The sequence below is a fragment of the Kitasatospora sp. NPDC093679 genome (assembly GCF_040683455.1).
Taxonomy (GTDB): domain Bacteria; phylum Actinomycetota; class Actinomycetes; order Streptomycetales; family Streptomycetaceae; genus Kitasatospora; species Kitasatospora arboriphila.
Genome location: NZ_JBFBDW010000049.1, coordinates 19,949 through 34,036, shown reverse-complemented (window position 1 = coordinate 34,036; position 14,088 = coordinate 19,949). Strand labels below are relative to the sequence as shown.

The following is a 14,088-nucleotide window of genomic DNA, read 5'->3' as shown; positions in this document are numbered from 1 at the left end:
GTCCCTGTGCGGTGTCCGTGCGCCCTGTGCAGACACGTCCTACGGTCGAGCGGCCCGGCCGGGGCGCGGGCCGCCGGCCGCGGCCGCCCGCAGGGCGTTGCGCCGCAGCAGCTGCGCCCGGGCGCCGGCGTCCGGCCCGGTGCCGCGCTCGGCGAGCCGGCCGGCCAGCGCGGCCTGCTCGGCCACCGGCTTCTTGTCGTCGTACTTGAACTTGGCCCGGACCTCGCGGACCGTCAGCCGCAGCCCGCGCAGGCCGCTCAGCAGCGGCCCGAACGGCGCCTCGCCGGGGGTGACGTCGAGCGGTGCCTCCGGCTGGAAGTGCGCCGTCTGGCGGCGGAGGATCTCGGCCTTGCCCGCCGCGTCCTCGACGACCGCGGCGGTGCAGTGGAAGTGCACCGAGGCGTACAGGCTCGTCGGGGTGCCCGGCTCGCCGCGCCAGTGGCCGGGCGCGTAGGCGTAGTCGTCCGTCACCGCCAGGGTGACGTGCGGGTCGGCGCGCAGCGCGGCCCAGACCGGATTGGGCGCCGCGAGGTGGAGCAGGATCTCGCCGGCGTCCGCGTCCAGCAGGAAGTGCGTCGGGACGAGCACCGGGCCCCGTCCCTCGGGGCCGTTCGCGGCGAGCACCCCGAAGTCCCGGCCCTCGGCGAGCCAGGCGCGCCACTCGGCGTCCGTGCCGGCGTCCCAGGACCGGATCAGCACGGCTGCTCCCCGGCGACGAAGTCCGCGAGGTAGCCCGGGACGGGGCCGGTGGTGCTCGCGTGCGGCTCGGGGGCGGCGTAGACCGTGCGCACCGGCACCACGCCCGACCAGTGCGGCAGCGGGAGGTCGTCCTCGTCGTCCTTCACGCCCCCGGTGCGGGACTTGAGGGACACCTCGTCCAGGTCGAGCCGGACGACGGCCGTCGCCGCCAGCTCCTTGGCGTTCGCCGGCCGGGCGTCGGCCGAGCGGCCGGGCACCGCCTGGTCGACCAGCGCGTCCAGCGCCGTCGCCAGCTCGTCCAGGTCGGTGACCTGGAAGGCCGTGCCGTGGGCGACCACCGAGCGGTAGTTGACGGAGTGGTTGAACGCCGACTTGGCCAGCACGATGCCGTCGACCAGGGTGACCGTCACGCACACCGGCAGGCCCTCGTCGGCCCCGGCGCCGCGCAGCGGCCGGCTGCCCGTCGAGCCGTGCAGGTACAGCGCGTCGCCGACCCGGGCGTAGACGGTCGGCAGGACGACGGGTGCGCCGTCGGCGACGAAGCCGAGGTGGCACACCCAGGCGCTGTCGAGGACGGCGTGCACGGCCGCCCTGTCCCAGCTGGCGCGGTCGCGCGATCGGGTGGGGACGGTGCGGGGAGTCCGGGCGTAGGCCGTGTCCGACATGACAACCTCACTGCACTAGTGCATAATCTTCTTTGTGCTAGGAGACTATCCGATCAAGGGTCGGCGGGCCAGCGAGATTGCCGCCGACGTCGAAGGGGCCGTCGCCGAGGGGCGGCTGGCGCCCGGCGCCGCGCTGCCGCCGCTGCGCGAACTCGCCGTCGAGCTGGGCGTCAATCCGAACACCGTGGCCGCCGCCTACCGGCTGCTGCGCGACCGCGGTGTGATCGAGACGGCCGGCCGCAAGGGCAGTCGGGTCCGCCCGCGCCCGGTCACCACCCCGCGCGACGAGGTCGGCATCGCCGTCCCGCCCGGGGCCCGCGACCTCTCCGCGGGCAACCCGGATCCGGCGCTGCTGCCCGCGCTCGGCCCGGCCCTCGCCGCGGCGGCGGCCGGTCCGCCCGTGCTGTACGGGCACCCGCCCGCCGATCCCGGGCTGGTCGAGCTGGCCCGGGCCTCCTTCGCCGCGGACGGCGCCCCGGCCGGCGCGATCGCGGTCTGCTCCGGCTCGCTCGACACCATCGAACGGGCCCTGCTGGCCCGGCTGCGCCCGGGCGACCTCGTCGCGGTGGAGGACCCGGGCTGGGGCAGCCTGCTCGACCTGGTGCCCGCGCTCGGCCTCAAACCGGTGCCGGTCCGCACCGACGACGAGGGGCCGCTGCCCGTCGAGGTGGCCAATGCGCTGGCGCTGGGCGCCCGCTGCCTGATCGTCACCAGCCGGGCGCAGAACCCGACGGGCGCCGCGCTGAGCCCGGCCCGCGCCGCGGCCCTGCGCGAGGTGATCGCCGGCCGTCCGGGCATCCTGCTGATCGAGGACGACCACGGGCACGGCATGGTCGACCTGCCGTTCCAGTCGCTGGCTGCGGGGTCGGACGGCGTCCCGATCACCGAGCACCGGCTGCTGGTGCGGTCGGCGGCGAAGTCCTACGGGCCGGACTTGCGCCTCTCCGTCGCGATCGGCGACGAGGACACGGTCGGGCGCGTCCTGGGGCGGCAGCGCCTCGGCGCGGGCTGGGTCAGCCACCTGCTGCAGCGGGCCGTCGTGGAGCTGTGGCGCAGCGACGCCGCGCCGGTCGCCCGGGTCGCGGCGGCCTACGGCGAGCGCCGGGACGCGCTGCTGCGGGCGCTGGCCGCCCGCGGGGTCGCCGCGCACGGACGCAGCGGGCTGAACGTGTGGATCCCGGTGCGGGACGAGACGGCGGCGGTGGCGGGGCTGGTGCAGCGCGGCTGGGTGGCGGCGCCCGGCGCGCGGTTCCGGCTGCACTCGGAGCCGGCGATCCGGCTCTGCGTGGCGACCTTGGAGCCCGGTGAGGCGGAGGTGCTGGCGGCGGACGTGGCGGAGGTGCTGGCGGCGGGCCGCGGCGGCGCGCGGGGGGTCTGAGCTGGGGCGGTCCCGCCGCGGCGGGGGCGGACGGACGGCGCGGGGCCGGCGCGGCGATGGTGAGGGGCCGGTGACGCAGGGAGAAACCCGGTCACTGTCCGAATTGTGGCATGCAGATACCTGGCGGTAATAACCGCGTCCATGCCATCTTCATCGCGCCACCGGCCGGCGGTCCACCCTCACCAGCCCCGCGCACCCACAGCGCGGGGCCGTCCGCAGGAGTTTCGCCGTGCCCGAGATCCGCCCTGCCCGAAGAAGAAGCACCACCCGAAGAGTCCCCGGCGCCCGCCGGTTCGCCGCCCTGTGCGGGGCGGCGGCCCTCGCCCTGCCGATGCTGGTCACCGCCGCCGCCCCGGCCGCCGCCGCCGGTCCCACCGCCGTCGTCTCGATGGGCGACAGCTACGTCTCCGGCGAGGCCGGGCGCTGGGACGGCAACAGCGACACCGCGAGCGGCGGCCGCGACGGCACCGACCGCGCCTGGACGGGCAGCGGCTACGACCCGGCCCGGGTGTACGGCAGCACCTACACCTCCGGCTGCGACCGCTCCGACTCCGCCGAGGTCCGTTCCACCTCCGGCGTCGCCCAGACCCAGATCAACCTCGCCTGCTCCGGCGCCACCTCCGCCAACGTGTTCCGTGCCGCGAACGGCGGGCAGTCCTTCAAGGGCGAGGCCCCGCAGGCCGACCAGCTGGCCGCCGTCGCCGCGCAGAACACCGTCAAGCTGATCACCCTCTCCGTCGGCGGCAACGACCTGGGCTTCGGCGACGTGATCTCCACCTGCGTCCAGGACTACGAGATCTGGTGGTCCTACTGCCACGACGACCAGCAGGCCGCCGTGGACGCGAAGATGGACGCCGCGATGGCCGGGGTCGGCAAGGCCGTGGACGAGGTCCGCGCGGTGATGTCCGCCGCCGGCTACACGTCCTCCTCGTACCGGCTGGTGCTGCAGTCCTACCCGTCGCCGATCCCGCGCAGCAGCGAGAACCGCTACCCGGAGAGCGGCTGGAGCCGCACCAACACCGGCGGCTGCCCGTTCTGGAACCTCGACGCCGACTGGGCCCGGGACTCGCTCGTCCCGCAGATCTCCGACCGGCTGGCCGCCGTCGCCGCCGCCAAGGGCGTGCAGTTCCTCGACCTGCGGGACCTCCTGCAGGGCCGCGAGGTCTGCTCGACCGCGACCCGGCTGGCGACTCCCGGCACCCCGCCGTCGGCGACCACCAGCGAGTGGGCCCGCTTCCTCGACATGGGCACCACCACCCAGGGCACCCTGCAGGAGTCCTTCCACCCGAACCACTACGCGCAGCTGGCCCTCGGCCGCTGCCTGACCCTGCTGAACGCGCAGCCGACCGGCAACTGGTCCTGCCGCAACACGCCCGGGCGGGACGCCGCCGGGACGTACCTGACGGCCCGCTAGCGGGGCTCAGCGCACGGCGCCGCGCATCAGCTTGCCCTCCGTGGACAGCAGCCCGGAGCGGTAGTCGAAGCGCGGCGCCGCCGCGAACATCAGGTACAGGTACTTGGGGTTCTCCGCGAACCAGTAGCCCGGCGTCAGGTCGCCGCGCCGCAGCGGGGCGGCGGTGACGTCCTCCGCCACGGTGTAGCCGCCCGGCACCCGCAGGTGCTCCCGCAGCCCGGCGAAGTAGCCGTAGGCGGTCTCCTTGTACCGCCGGTCGCCGGTGAGCATCCACAGGTCGAAGGAGGAGTTGACGTACTCGGGCCGAAGGTCGTTGCGGGCCGAGCGGACGGTGGCGTCGCCGTAGTCGATGGCCTCCGGCACCACCGGGTTGTTGTCCAGGACCATCGTCCAGGTGTTGTAGTAGTCCACCGCCGCGTCCATGTCCCCGCCCTTGCCGAGCAGGCCCGGGTAGAAGGAGCCGAGCTCGGAGGCGCCGCGGCCGGTGGTCCGGCCGGTCGCGTGGTCTACCTGCTTGTACCAGGCGTAGCCGCCCCGGTGCTCCAGCTGGTAGCGGAGCACCGAGCCGGTCAGCAGCCGGTACCAGTCGCCGAGTTCGCCGTCGCCGAAGAGCTCGGCGCCGGCCCACAGGTACTCGTAGTAGGAGTCGACCGGCGGGTTGGGGGCGCAGGAGGTGGTGTCCGTCCAGCGGCCGGTCTCGATGTTCAGCGAGGTGCCGAGCAGGCCGAGGGCCGAACGCCGGTCGAAGACCGCCCGCATGGCGCGCTTCGCCGCGTCCCAGTACTTCTGCTGGCCCGTCAGCTGCGAGAGCATGCCGAACTCGAGGATGTTGGAGCCGATCTCGGCGAGCGGGCTGGTGGTGCCGGAGACCGCCCCGGTGCGCAGGTTGACGTACCGGTAGGGCATGCCGGTGGGGGAGCGGGTGAAGGCGGGCAGCAGCCGGTCCGCGAGTTCGCGGCAGCGGTCCAGCAGCGGCTGCCGACCGGTGCAGAGGTAGCCGGCGACCAGGCCGCCGACCAGCCGGATGATCGTCTCGAAGACCTGGACGTCGGCGTCCTGGGCCGGGTCGAGCTCGCGCTCGATCCAGTCGGCGGCGAGCGCGACCTCGTCGTCGAGCTCCATGAGCCACAGGGTGTCCAGCGCCTCGACGATGGACAGGCCGAAGGTGCGCCCGTCGGCGAAGAAGTCGTTGCGCCCGCCGGAGACCGGCCGGACCTCGTCGTAGCCCCAGGCCGCCTGCTTGTACCCCTCCCAGCTGTGCACGAACTCGTCGCGGACCTCCCGCGCGGCCACCGCGTCGTCCGGCATCCCGGCGGCGGGGGCGGCGAGTGCGGTCGCGGCGGCGGCGGGTCGGGCGAGCGCGGCCCCGGCGGTGGCCACGGCGGCGGCGGAGAGCACGGTACGGCGGCGGGGCAGGGAGAGTGATCGCATGCTGCCGGACGGTAGTCATGCGGACCCTCCGTGGTCCGACAATCACCATAGGACGCGTGTCGGCGCTACCGCCCAGGTCAGGGCGGTAGCGCCGGCTCCGGTTCGGCTGCCGGATTCACCCGACAGGTGTGCTGACCCTCCGTCAGGTGGCGGATCCCTTCGCGAGCAGCGTCTGCGCGTGCTCACGGACCTGGTCCTTCGTCAGGTAGGCGTCGGTGTACTCGAAGTCCTGCAGCCGGGCGGGCTGTCGGGCGAGGAACCCGGTGCGGACGAAGTCGTCGCCCGCGGTGGCGTTCAGCAGCCAGTTGGCGCCGACGCGGAACTTGCCGGAGTTGGTCCGCATCGCCATCAGGTGGTACCCGCGGGCGACCAACTGGGCCGGCACGCCGTGCAGTTCGACGCCCACCGGCTTGGAGACGGCGTCCTTGCCGCCGAGGTCGACGACCAGGCCGAGGTCCTTGTGGTAGTAGGGCTCCAGCGGCTGGTTGTGCATCGCGGCGACGACGTTGTCGGCGACCGCCTTGCCCTGACGGGCCGCGTGCTGGGCGGTGGGCGGGCAGACCGCGCCGTCGCCCTTGGCGAGGTCCGGCACCGCGGCGGCGTCGCCGAGGGCGAACACCCCGTCGAACTGCGGGACCCGCATCTCCGCGGTCACCGCGATCCGGCCCCGCACGGTCTCCGCGTCCAGCGTGCCGATCAGCGGGCTGGCGACCACGCCGGCCGTCCAGATCAAGGTTCGGCAGGGCAGCAGCCGGCCGTCGGTGAACTTGACGTTCTCGGCGCCGACCTCGGCCACCGACACCCCGAGCGAGACCTCGATCCCGCGTCCGCGCAGGATCTCCAGTGCCGTGGTGCCGAGCTTGTCGCCGAGCTCGGGCATCAGCTTCGGAGCGATGTCGATCAGGTGCCACTTGATCAGCCGCGGGTCCAGCCGCGGGTAGCGGCGGATCGCCGCCGTGGTCAGCCGCTGCAGGCAGGCCGCCGTCTCGGTGCCCGCGTAGCCGCCGCCGACCACCACGAACTGCAGCCGGGACTCCCGCTCGCGCTGGTCCAGCGTGGTCGAGGCGAGGTCCAGCTGCGCGATCACGTGGTCGCGCACGTACGCGGCCTCGGCCAGCGTCTTCATGCCGCGCGCGTAGTCCCGCAGCCCGGGGATGTCGAAGGTGCGGGTCACGCTGCCGGGGGCGAGCACCAGGTGGTCGTAGCGCTCGGCCACCACCTCGTCGGTGATCTTGCGGACCACGATCACCTTGGACCGCGGGTCCACCCCGATCGCGCCGCCCGGCACGATGTGGGTGCGCCGCAGCGTCCGGCGCAGCGAGACCGCCACCGACTGCGGGGTGAGCACCCCCGCCGCGACGTGCGGCAGCAGCGGCAGGTAGAGCTGGTAGCTGAACGGGGTGACCAGGGAGATCTCGGCCTCCGCCGGCGCCAGCTTGCGCTCCAGGCGGCGTGCACACTCCAGGCCGGCGAAGCCGCCGCCCACGATGACGATCCTTGGTCGCTCCATCGTCCATCCCTTACGTGCTCGTCCGTGCCGTGCCGGGACATCGTTTTCCCCCAAACTCGCACGGACGAACGGGGCCTGCCACCGCAGCACGGCACGGGGAGTAGCCGGGCGCCGATAGGCTGGCCGGATGCTCCCCGAGGTGACGGCGGTCCGGTACGTGACGCCACTGCGAGAAGGCGGCTCGATGCCCGGCCTGGTCGAGGCCGACGACCGGCGGCTGTACGTGCTGAAGTGGTGCGGCGCCGCGCAGGGCCGCAAGGCGCTGATCGCCGAGGTGCTGGCCGGCGAACTCGCCCGGGGCCTCGGACTGCCCGTGCCGGAGCTGGTGCTGCTCGACCTCGACCCGGTGCTCGCCCGCAGCGAGCCCGAGCACCAGATCCAGGACCAGATGCGGGCCAGCGGCGGCGCGAACCTCGGCATGGCCTTCGTCAGCGGCGCCCTCAACTTCGACCCGCTCTGCTTCGACGTCGACCCCGCGCTCGCCGGGCGGGTGCTCTGGTTCGACGCCTTCGTCGGCAACGTCGACCGGTCCTGGCGCAACCCCAACATGCTGATGGCCGCCGGCGGGCTGCGGCTGATCGACCACGGCGCCACCCTGATCTTCCATCACCACTGGGCCGGATCCGCCGCCTGGGCGGACCGCCGCTACGACGCGGCCGACCACGCCCTGCTGCCCGCGGCCCCGGACCTCAAGGCCGCCGACGCCGAACTCGCCCCGCTCGTCCCGGCGGCCCTGGAGACCGCGGTCGCCGCCGTCCCCGAGGTGTGGCTGGCCGACGAACCCGGCTTCGACACGCCCGACGCGGTCCGCGCCGCGTACCGCGACCTGCTGACGGCCCGGCTGGCGGGCCGCCGCGACTGGCTTCCGGAGGTGGCCGTCTGATGGCCGAGCCGACGCGCGACGACTACGAGTACGCGGTGATCCGCGCCGTGCCCCGGGTGGAGCGCGGCGAGTTCATCAACGTCGGGGTACTCCTCTACTGCCGGCAGTCCGGCTACCTGGGCGCCCGGACCCACCTCGACCAGGGCCGGCTGCTCTCGCTCGACCCGGTCGCGGACGTTCACGCGCTGCGCCGCGCCCTGCACGGCGTGGAGGCCGTCTGCGCGGGCGGCGGGGCCGCCGGGCCCGCCGCCGGCGACAGCCCCGGACAGCGGTTCCGCTGGCTGACCGCGCCGCGCAGCGCCGTCCTGCAGCCCGGTCCGGTGCACACCGGGCTGACCGGCGACCCGGAGGCCGAGCTGCGGCACCTCTTCGAGCAGTTGGTGCTCTGACGGGCCGTGCGGACGCGCGGCCGGTGTGCCGCGCGCCACGCAGTGGTTGCCGTGCTCGAATCTTGAGCCGCTGAAGAATACCGGCGTACGCTGACCGCATGGCCACGACAGCGTCCACCACCGCACCGTCCACCGCCGACCTGATGGAGTCGATGGCGGCCGTCGGTGCCGCCTACTTCCAGGACTTCGCCGCCGCGGCCGCCCGGCACGGGCTCAGCTCCTCGCAGGCCAAGGCGCTCAAGGCCGTCCAGGAGCCGGTGCCGATGCGCGCGCTGGCCGGCCGGCTCGGCTGCGACGCCTCCAACGTCACCGGCATCGTCGACCGGCTGGAGGCGCTCGGCCTCGCCCACCGCGAGGCCGCGGCCGGCGACCGCCGGGTCAAGATCGTCGGCATCACCGGTCAGGGCCGCGAGGTCCTCGACCTGATCCGCGCCGACATGGTCCGCACCCACGAGGCCTTCGCCAGCCTGGACGCCGAGCAGCGCACCGCCCTCCAGGAGCTGTGCCGCCAGGTGCTGCCGCTGCTCGCCGAGCGCTGAGCCGTACGCGCGGGCGGCGCGGGCCGCGCGGACCTCGGCTGTTAGGCTTGCCCAGCGTGAGCGCGAAGCCCCAGATCCCCAATGTCCTGGCCAACCGGTACGCCTCGGCGACCCTGGCCCAGCTCTGGTCCCCCGAGCACAAGGTGGTCCTCGAGCGCCACCTGTGGCTCGCCGTCCTCAAGGCCCAGCAGGACCTCGGCATCGAGGTCCCGGCCGGCGCCGTCGCCGACTACGAGCGCGTGATCGACCAGGTCGACCTCGAGTCGATCGCCGCCCGCGAGCGGATCACCCGGCACGACGTCAAGGCCCGCATCGAGGAGTTCAGCGACCTCGCCGGGCACGAGCAGATCCACAAGGGCATGACCTCGCGCGATCTCACCGAGAACGTCGAGCAGCTGCAGATCCGCCAGTCCCTGGAGCACGTCCGGGACCGCACCGTCGCCGTCCTCGTCCGCCTCGGCCGGCTCTCCGCCCAGTACGGCGAGCTCGTCATGGCCGGCCGTTCGCACAACGTCGCCGCCCAGGCGACCACCCTCGGCAAGCGCTTCGCGACCGTCGCCGACGAGCTGCTCGTCGCCTTCCGCCGCCTCGAGGAGCTCGTCGCCCGCTACCCGCTGCGCGGCATCAAGGGCCCGGTCGGCACCGCCCAGGACATGCTCGACCTGCTGGGAGGGGGCAGCCAGGGCACTGACAAGCTCGCCGAGCTGGAGCGCCGGGTCGCCGGCCACCTCGGCTTCGACCACGTGCTCACCAGCGTCGGCCAGGTCTACCCGCGCTCGCTGGACTTCGAGGTCGTCTCCGCCCTCGTCCAGCTCGCCGCCGCCCCCTCCAGCCTCGCCAAGACCATCCGCCTGATGGCCGGCCACGAGCTGGTCACCGAGGGCTTCAAGGCCGGCCAGGTCGGCTCCTCGGCGATGCCGCACAAGATGAACACCCGCTCCTGCGAGCGCGTCAACGGCCTCGCCGTCATCCTGCGCGGGTACGCCTCCATGACCGCCGAGCTCGGCGGCGACCAGTGGAACGAGGGCGACGTCTCCTGCTCCGTCGTCCGCCGGGTCGCCCTGCCGGACGCCTTCTTCGCCTTCGACGGCCTGCTGGAGACCTTCCTGACCGTCCTCGACGAGTTCGGCGCCTTCCCCGCCGTCATCGAGGCCGAGCTCGACCGCTACCTGCCGTTCCTCGCCACCACCAAGGTGCTGATGGGCGCGGTGCGGGCCGGCGTCGGCCGGGAGACCGCGCACGAGGTCATCAAGGAGCACGCCGTCGCCTCCGCGCTCGCCATGCGCGAGGGCGCTCGCGAGAACGCGCTGCTCGGCCGGCTCGCCGAGGACGAGCGCATCCCGCTCGACCGGGCCGCCCTGGACGCGCTGCTCGCCGACCGGCTCTCCTTCACCGGCGCGGCCGGCGCCCAGGTCGCCGAGGTGGTCCGCCGGATCGAGGCCGTCGCGGACGCCTACCCGGAGGCCGCGAAGTACGCCCCGGGCGACATCCTGTAGGGATCCGCGCCAGAGCACGCGCTCCAGGGGCGCGGGGAACCGCGCAGTCCGGGATCGGGCATCGTGACGGACTCGGGCCCGGCCCCGGTCCGTACGGTGAGCCGCATCCGGATCGCGCAGTTCCCCGCGCCCCTGTTTTTGCTTGCTCCTGGCGTGCGGAGCGGCCCGCACCCGGATCGCGCAGTTCTCCCCCGGCCTTCGGCCGGGAGGTGCCCCCACGCGCCCCCGGGGTGAGCCGCTGCAGTTCCCCGCGCCCCGGGGTGAGCGCCTTTGCGCGTGGTCATCCGGGGTCGGTGCGTCTGGCGGGGTGGCCGGGGTCGATGGGCGGGGTGGTGGTGTCGCAGCGCCAGCCGCAGTTCGGCTCGGCGATCTCCCGTTCCGGCTCCAGGGCGTCGCTGCGCACGGTCGCCAGCGCCAGCAGCCCGCCCGCCGCGAGCAGCCCGGCGCAGATCGTCATCGCCGTCTCGAAGGCGTCGTCCACCTCGGCCGGCACCCGGTAGGCGTTGCCGCTGAGGCCTGCCAGGGCGGGCAGTGCCGCGACCGCCAGCAGGCCCGCCGCCCGGGCCGCCGCGTTGTTGACGCCGCTCGCGATGCCGGCCCGCCGCACGTCCACCGCCGCGAGCACGGTCGCCGTCAGCGGCGCCACCAGCAGGGTCATCCCGCAGCCGAGCACCGTCACCGCGGGCAGCACGTCGGCCCAGTAGGAGGCGTCAGGGCCGATCCGCAGCATCAGCAGGACGCCGGCCGCGCAGATGACCGGCCCGAGGAACAGCGGCAGCCGGGGTCCGACGGCCCGGCCCAGGCGGCCCGCGCGGCTGGAGAAGGACAGCATCAGCACGGTGATCGGCACCAGCGCGACCCCAGCCGTCAGCGGGCTGAACCCGGACACCACCTGGAGCTGCACGGTCAGCAGCAGGAAGACGCCGCTGAAGGCGCCGTACACGCACAGGGTCACCAGGTTCACCGAGGTGAACAGCCGGGACGAGAACAGCTCCAGCGGGAGCATCGGCTCCTCGGCCCGCCGTTCCACCAGGACGAAGGCCACCCCGAAGAGCACCCCCAGCAGGCCGGCGACCGGTGCGAACGGGCTGCTCGTGTCGGTCAGCGCGTACGTCACCCCGGCGAGGGCGAGGGCGGCGAGCACCGCGCCCGGCACGTCGAACCGTCCCGAGCGGTCGGGGTCGCGGGTCTCCGGCACGTGGCGGCCGGCCACCGCGATCACCGCCACCGCGACCGGCACGTTGATCAGGAAGATCCACCGCCAGCCCGGGCCGTCGACCAGCCAGCCGCCCAGGAACGGTCCGACGGCGGCGGCCACGCCGCCCAGTCCGGACCAGGCGCCGACCGCCGCGCCCCGGTCGTCGGGGTGGAAGACGGCCTGCAGCATGGCCAGCGAACCGGGTGTCAGCAGTGCCCCGCCGATGCCCTGCAGCGCCCGTGCCGCGATCAGCACCTCGATGGTGGGTGCCGCCGCGCAGATCGCCGAGGCCGCCGCGAACCAGGCCACGCCGATCAGGAAGACCCGTCGCCGGCCGTACCGGTCGCCCAGCGAGCCGCCGAGCAGGATCAGCGCCGCCAGGGTCAGCAGGTAGGCGTTGACCGTCCACTGGAGGGCGGCCAGCGAGGCGTCGAGGTCCTCACCGATCCGTGGCAGCGCCACGTTCACCACCGTGCCGTCCAGCATCGCCATGCCGGAGCCGAGGACCGTCGCCAGGAGCACCCAGCGCGCCCGCGGGGTGCCCATCCGGATCGCCTGTGCCGTCCGATCGCCGCTCATCCTTCGATCCTGCGCCGCACCCGGCCCCTTCTGCACCCCCCACCGCCCGGCGGCCACCCGCCGTGCCCGCGGCGCCCCGCACCGCGACCGGCCGTGCGCCGCGGTGTTCCGGGGCGGCGGCCCGGTGAGCACCTACGCTGGGCGCATGTCCGCCCCGGGCCCCGACTGGGCCGCCATCGCGCCGGGCTGGGACCCGGCCGCCCGTACCCGCCAGGACGACGAGGCCGCCGAGGCGGAGCTCGCGGCGATCGGCCGCACCGCCGGGCGGGTCGCCGGCGGCGGGATCCGGGCCGCCGTCCTCGGGGTGAACGACGGCCTGGTGACCAACCTCTGCTTCATCCTCGGCATCGCCGGGGCCTCCGTGGACGCGGCGACCGTGCGGTTGTCCGGGCTCGCCAGCCTGGTCGCCGGGGCGCTGTCGATGGCGGCCGGCGAATGGGTGTCGGTCCGCGGCCAGCGCGAGGTCGCCCAGGGGATGGAGGCCTCGCTGCAGGACGCGTGGCGGCACTCCCCGCCGGTGGTGATGGCCCACCTGGCCCGCAGCCTGCGCGAGCGGGGCCTCGACCCGGTCACCGCCGTCCGCGCCACCCGCGGCGTCGTGTCGGCCGGCCGGACGGCCCGGCAGACCAGCCTGCGCATCCTGTTCGGCGTCGGCGCCGAGGACGCCGGCTCGCCCGCGGTGGCCGCGGCCAGCTCGCTGCTGCTCTTCGCGCTCGGTGCGCTCGTCCCGCTGGTGCCGTGGTTCGTCACCGAGGGCACCGCCGCGGTCGCCGCCTCAGCCGCGGTGACGGCCCTGGCCTCGCTGGCGGTCGGCGCCGCCCTCGGCCTCGGCTCGGGCCGCAGCGCGGTGCGCACCGCCGTGCGGCAGTTGCTCATCGTCGCCGCCGCCTCGGCCGTCACCTACGCGCTCGGCACGGTGGCCGGCGACGCCGTGCTCTGACCCGGACGGGCGGCGGGGTTCAGTCGAGCAGGCCGGCGCGGCGCCAGTGCGGGGCCGTCCGGTGGTCGACCACGCCGAGGTCGGTGAAGAACGCGAGCGCCTTGCGGGCCCAGTCGACGCGGGCCAGCCGCCAGTGCTCGTTGGCCGCGGCGGCGCGTTCCGCCGCGCGGACGTCCAGGCCGGAGAGGGCGTACACCCGGGGGTGGACGAGCTCCGCGACGGCGAGCCGGGCCAGCACCAGCAGGCCGCGCCGGAAGACCGCGCGCCGGGCCGGGCCCATCCGCGCCCAGATCCGCTCCAGCTCGGGCTTGGCGTAGCCGATGTGCCGGGCCTCCTCGACGACGTGGATCCGTGCCACCGCCCGGGCCAGCGGCTGCAGCGACTCGTCGCGGACCATCTCCCGCTGCATCGCGTCGGTGAACTCCTCCACGAAGATCGCGCCGGCGAAGGTGATCGCGGTGTCGTTCAGCAGGAAGTGCAGCTTGCCGCGCCGGTGCGCCTTGGCCGAGGGCCGGGCCGACGGGTAGCCGGTGGCGGCGATGTACCGGGCGAACATGGTGGAGTGCCGGCACTCGTCGGCGACCTCGGTCAGCGCGTACTGCGCGTGCCGGGTGGTCAGGTCGCCCTCGTAGACGTGCCGGATCAGGCCCTCCATCAGCACCAGCTCGAACCAGATGCCGGCCGCGGTCGCAGAGGCCAGCTGGTGGACGCTGAGGCGGGCCTGCTGGCGCGGCGTCAGGGACTCCCACAGCGGGGTGCCGTAGAGGGTGACGCGGTGCTGCGGCAGGGCGAAGTGGTCCGGGTCGATCGGCGCGTCCCAGTCGATCTCGGTCAGCGGGTCGAAGGAGTGGCGGGCGGAGGCGCGCAGCAGCCGGGCGGCGTTCTGTTCGCGGCGGTCGGCGTGCGGGGCGGGGGCGGTGTCGCGCATCGGTCGGCTCCGGTGGGGTCGGGGGCGTTCGGGATCGGC

13 protein-coding genes are annotated in these 14,088 nt (G+C 74.6%); 7 read left to right on the top strand and 6 right to left on the bottom strand.

Features of this window, described 5'->3' with window-relative positions; genetic code table 11:
• Positions 1-39: 39 nt before the first annotated feature.
• Together AB0O09_RS30155 and AB0O09_RS30150 are read right to left on the bottom strand one after the other, a co-directional pair.
• Entirely contained in the window at positions 40-699 is a 660-nt protein-coding gene (locus tag AB0O09_RS30155; RefSeq protein ID WP_363546959.1) for an FMN-binding negative transcriptional regulator, read from the bottom strand.
• Positions 693-1,364 (bottom strand): pyridoxamine 5'-phosphate oxidase family protein, encoded by a 672-nt coding sequence (locus AB0O09_RS30150; protein WP_363546956.1) that lies wholly within the window; start codon positions 1,362-1,364, stop codon positions 693-695. The genes AB0O09_RS30155 and AB0O09_RS30150 overlap by 7 nt, the downstream gene beginning before the upstream one ends.
• A gap of 34 nt (positions 1,365-1,398) precedes the next feature.
• Here AB0O09_RS30150 and AB0O09_RS30145 point away from each other — a divergent pair, with 34 nt between their 5' ends.
• Both AB0O09_RS30145 and AB0O09_RS30140 read left to right on the top strand, forming a co-directional pair.
• Positions 1,399-2,742 carry an aminotransferase class I/II-fold pyridoxal phosphate-dependent enzyme gene (locus AB0O09_RS30145; protein ID WP_363546953.1) on the top strand — a complete coding sequence of 448 codons (1,344 nt, stop codon included), beginning with the start codon at positions 1,399-1,401 and terminating at the stop codon, positions 2,740-2,742.
• A 229-nt stretch (positions 2,743-2,971) separates the two neighbouring features.
• Entirely contained in the window at positions 2,972-4,156 is a 1,185-nt protein-coding gene (locus AB0O09_RS30140) for a GDSL-type esterase/lipase family protein (protein WP_363546950.1), read from the top strand.
• Positions 4,157-4,162: 6 nt separating this feature from the next.
• On the opposite strand, the gene AB0O09_RS30135 is transcribed toward AB0O09_RS30140, so the two are convergent.
• Together AB0O09_RS30135 and AB0O09_RS30130 are read right to left on the bottom strand one after the other, a co-directional pair.
• Positions 4,163-5,587 (bottom strand): glycoside hydrolase family 47 protein, encoded by a 1,425-nt coding sequence (locus tag AB0O09_RS30135; protein WP_363546947.1) that lies wholly within the window; start codon positions 5,585-5,587, stop codon positions 4,163-4,165.
• Positions 5,588-5,729: 142 nt separating this feature from the next.
• Positions 5,730-7,097: an NAD(P)/FAD-dependent oxidoreductase gene (locus AB0O09_RS30130; protein WP_363546944.1), complete on the bottom strand. Its 1,368-nt coding sequence runs from the start codon at positions 7,095-7,097 to the stop codon at positions 5,730-5,732.
• A 127-nt stretch (positions 7,098-7,224) separates the two neighbouring features.
• Here AB0O09_RS30130 and AB0O09_RS30125 point away from each other — a divergent pair, with 127 nt between their 5' ends.
• From AB0O09_RS30125 to purB, 4 genes are all read left to right on the top strand, one after another.
• Positions 7,225-7,980, top strand: coding sequence for a HipA family kinase (locus AB0O09_RS30125; RefSeq protein ID WP_363546941.1), 756 nt, complete (start codon positions 7,225-7,227; stop codon positions 7,978-7,980).
• A complete protein-coding gene (locus tag AB0O09_RS30120; RefSeq protein ID WP_363546938.1) occupies positions 7,980-8,369 on the top strand; it encodes a DUF3037 domain-containing protein in 390 nt (129 codons plus the stop codon). Before AB0O09_RS30125 ends, AB0O09_RS30120 begins: the two co-directional genes overlap by 1 nt.
• A 98-nt stretch (positions 8,370-8,467) precedes the next feature.
• Positions 8,468-8,908 (top strand): MarR family transcriptional regulator, encoded by a 441-nt coding sequence (locus AB0O09_RS30115; protein ID WP_344624300.1) that lies wholly within the window; start codon positions 8,468-8,470, stop codon positions 8,906-8,908.
• A gap of 56 nt (positions 8,909-8,964) precedes the next feature.
• A complete protein-coding gene (gene purB, locus AB0O09_RS30110) occupies positions 8,965-10,404 on the top strand; it encodes an adenylosuccinate lyase (protein WP_363546935.1) in 1,440 nt (479 codons plus the stop codon).
• A gap of 280 nt (positions 10,405-10,684) precedes the next feature.
• On the opposite strand, the gene AB0O09_RS30105 is transcribed toward purB, so the two are convergent.
• Positions 10,685-12,181, bottom strand: coding sequence for an MFS transporter (locus AB0O09_RS30105; RefSeq protein WP_363546932.1), 1,497 nt, complete (start codon positions 12,179-12,181; stop codon positions 10,685-10,687).
• A gap of 145 nt (positions 12,182-12,326) precedes the next feature.
• On the opposite strand from AB0O09_RS30105, the gene AB0O09_RS30100 reads away from it, so the two are divergent.
• On the top strand, positions 12,327-13,121 hold the full coding sequence (locus tag AB0O09_RS30100) for a VIT1/CCC1 transporter family protein (protein WP_363546929.1): 795 nt from the start codon (positions 12,327-12,329) through the stop codon (positions 13,119-13,121).
• A 19-nt stretch (positions 13,122-13,140) separates the two neighbouring features.
• Here AB0O09_RS30100 and AB0O09_RS30095 read toward each other — a convergent pair whose 3' ends face one another.
• Positions 13,141-14,049: a diiron oxygenase gene (locus AB0O09_RS30095; RefSeq protein WP_363546926.1), complete on the bottom strand. Its 909-nt coding sequence runs from the start codon at positions 14,047-14,049 to the stop codon at positions 13,141-13,143.
• Positions 14,050-14,088 lie beyond the last annotated feature (39 nt).

Coding starts and splice junctions, on each gene's coding strand:
- AB0O09_RS30150 (WP_363546956.1), bottom strand. CDS start 1,364: ATGTCGGACACGGCCTACGCCCGGACTCCCCGCACCGTCCCCACCCGA.
- AB0O09_RS30135 (WP_363546947.1), bottom strand. CDS start 5,587: ATGCGATCACTCTCCCTGCCCCGCCGCCGTACCGTGCTCTCCGCCGCC.
- AB0O09_RS30130 (WP_363546944.1), bottom strand. CDS start 7,097: ATGGAGCGACCAAGGATCGTCATCGTGGGCGGCGGCTTCGCCGGCCTG.
- AB0O09_RS30125 (WP_363546941.1), top strand. CDS start 7,225: ATGCTCCCCGAGGTGACGGCGGTCCGGTACGTGACGCCACTGCGAGAA.
- AB0O09_RS30120 (WP_363546938.1), top strand. CDS start 7,980: ATGGCCGAGCCGACGCGCGACGACTACGAGTACGCGGTGATCCGCGCC.
- AB0O09_RS30115 (WP_344624300.1), top strand. CDS start 8,468: ATGGCCACGACAGCGTCCACCACCGCACCGTCCACCGCCGACCTGATG.
- AB0O09_RS30105 (WP_363546932.1), bottom strand. CDS start 12,181: ATGAGCGGCGATCGGACGGCACAGGCGATCCGGATGGGCACCCCGCGG.
- AB0O09_RS30100 (WP_363546929.1), top strand. CDS start 12,327: ATGTCCGCCCCGGGCCCCGACTGGGCCGCCATCGCGCCGGGCTGGGAC.
- AB0O09_RS30095 (WP_363546926.1), bottom strand. CDS start 14,049: ATGCGCGACACCGCCCCCGCCCCGCACGCCGACCGCCGCGAACAGAAC.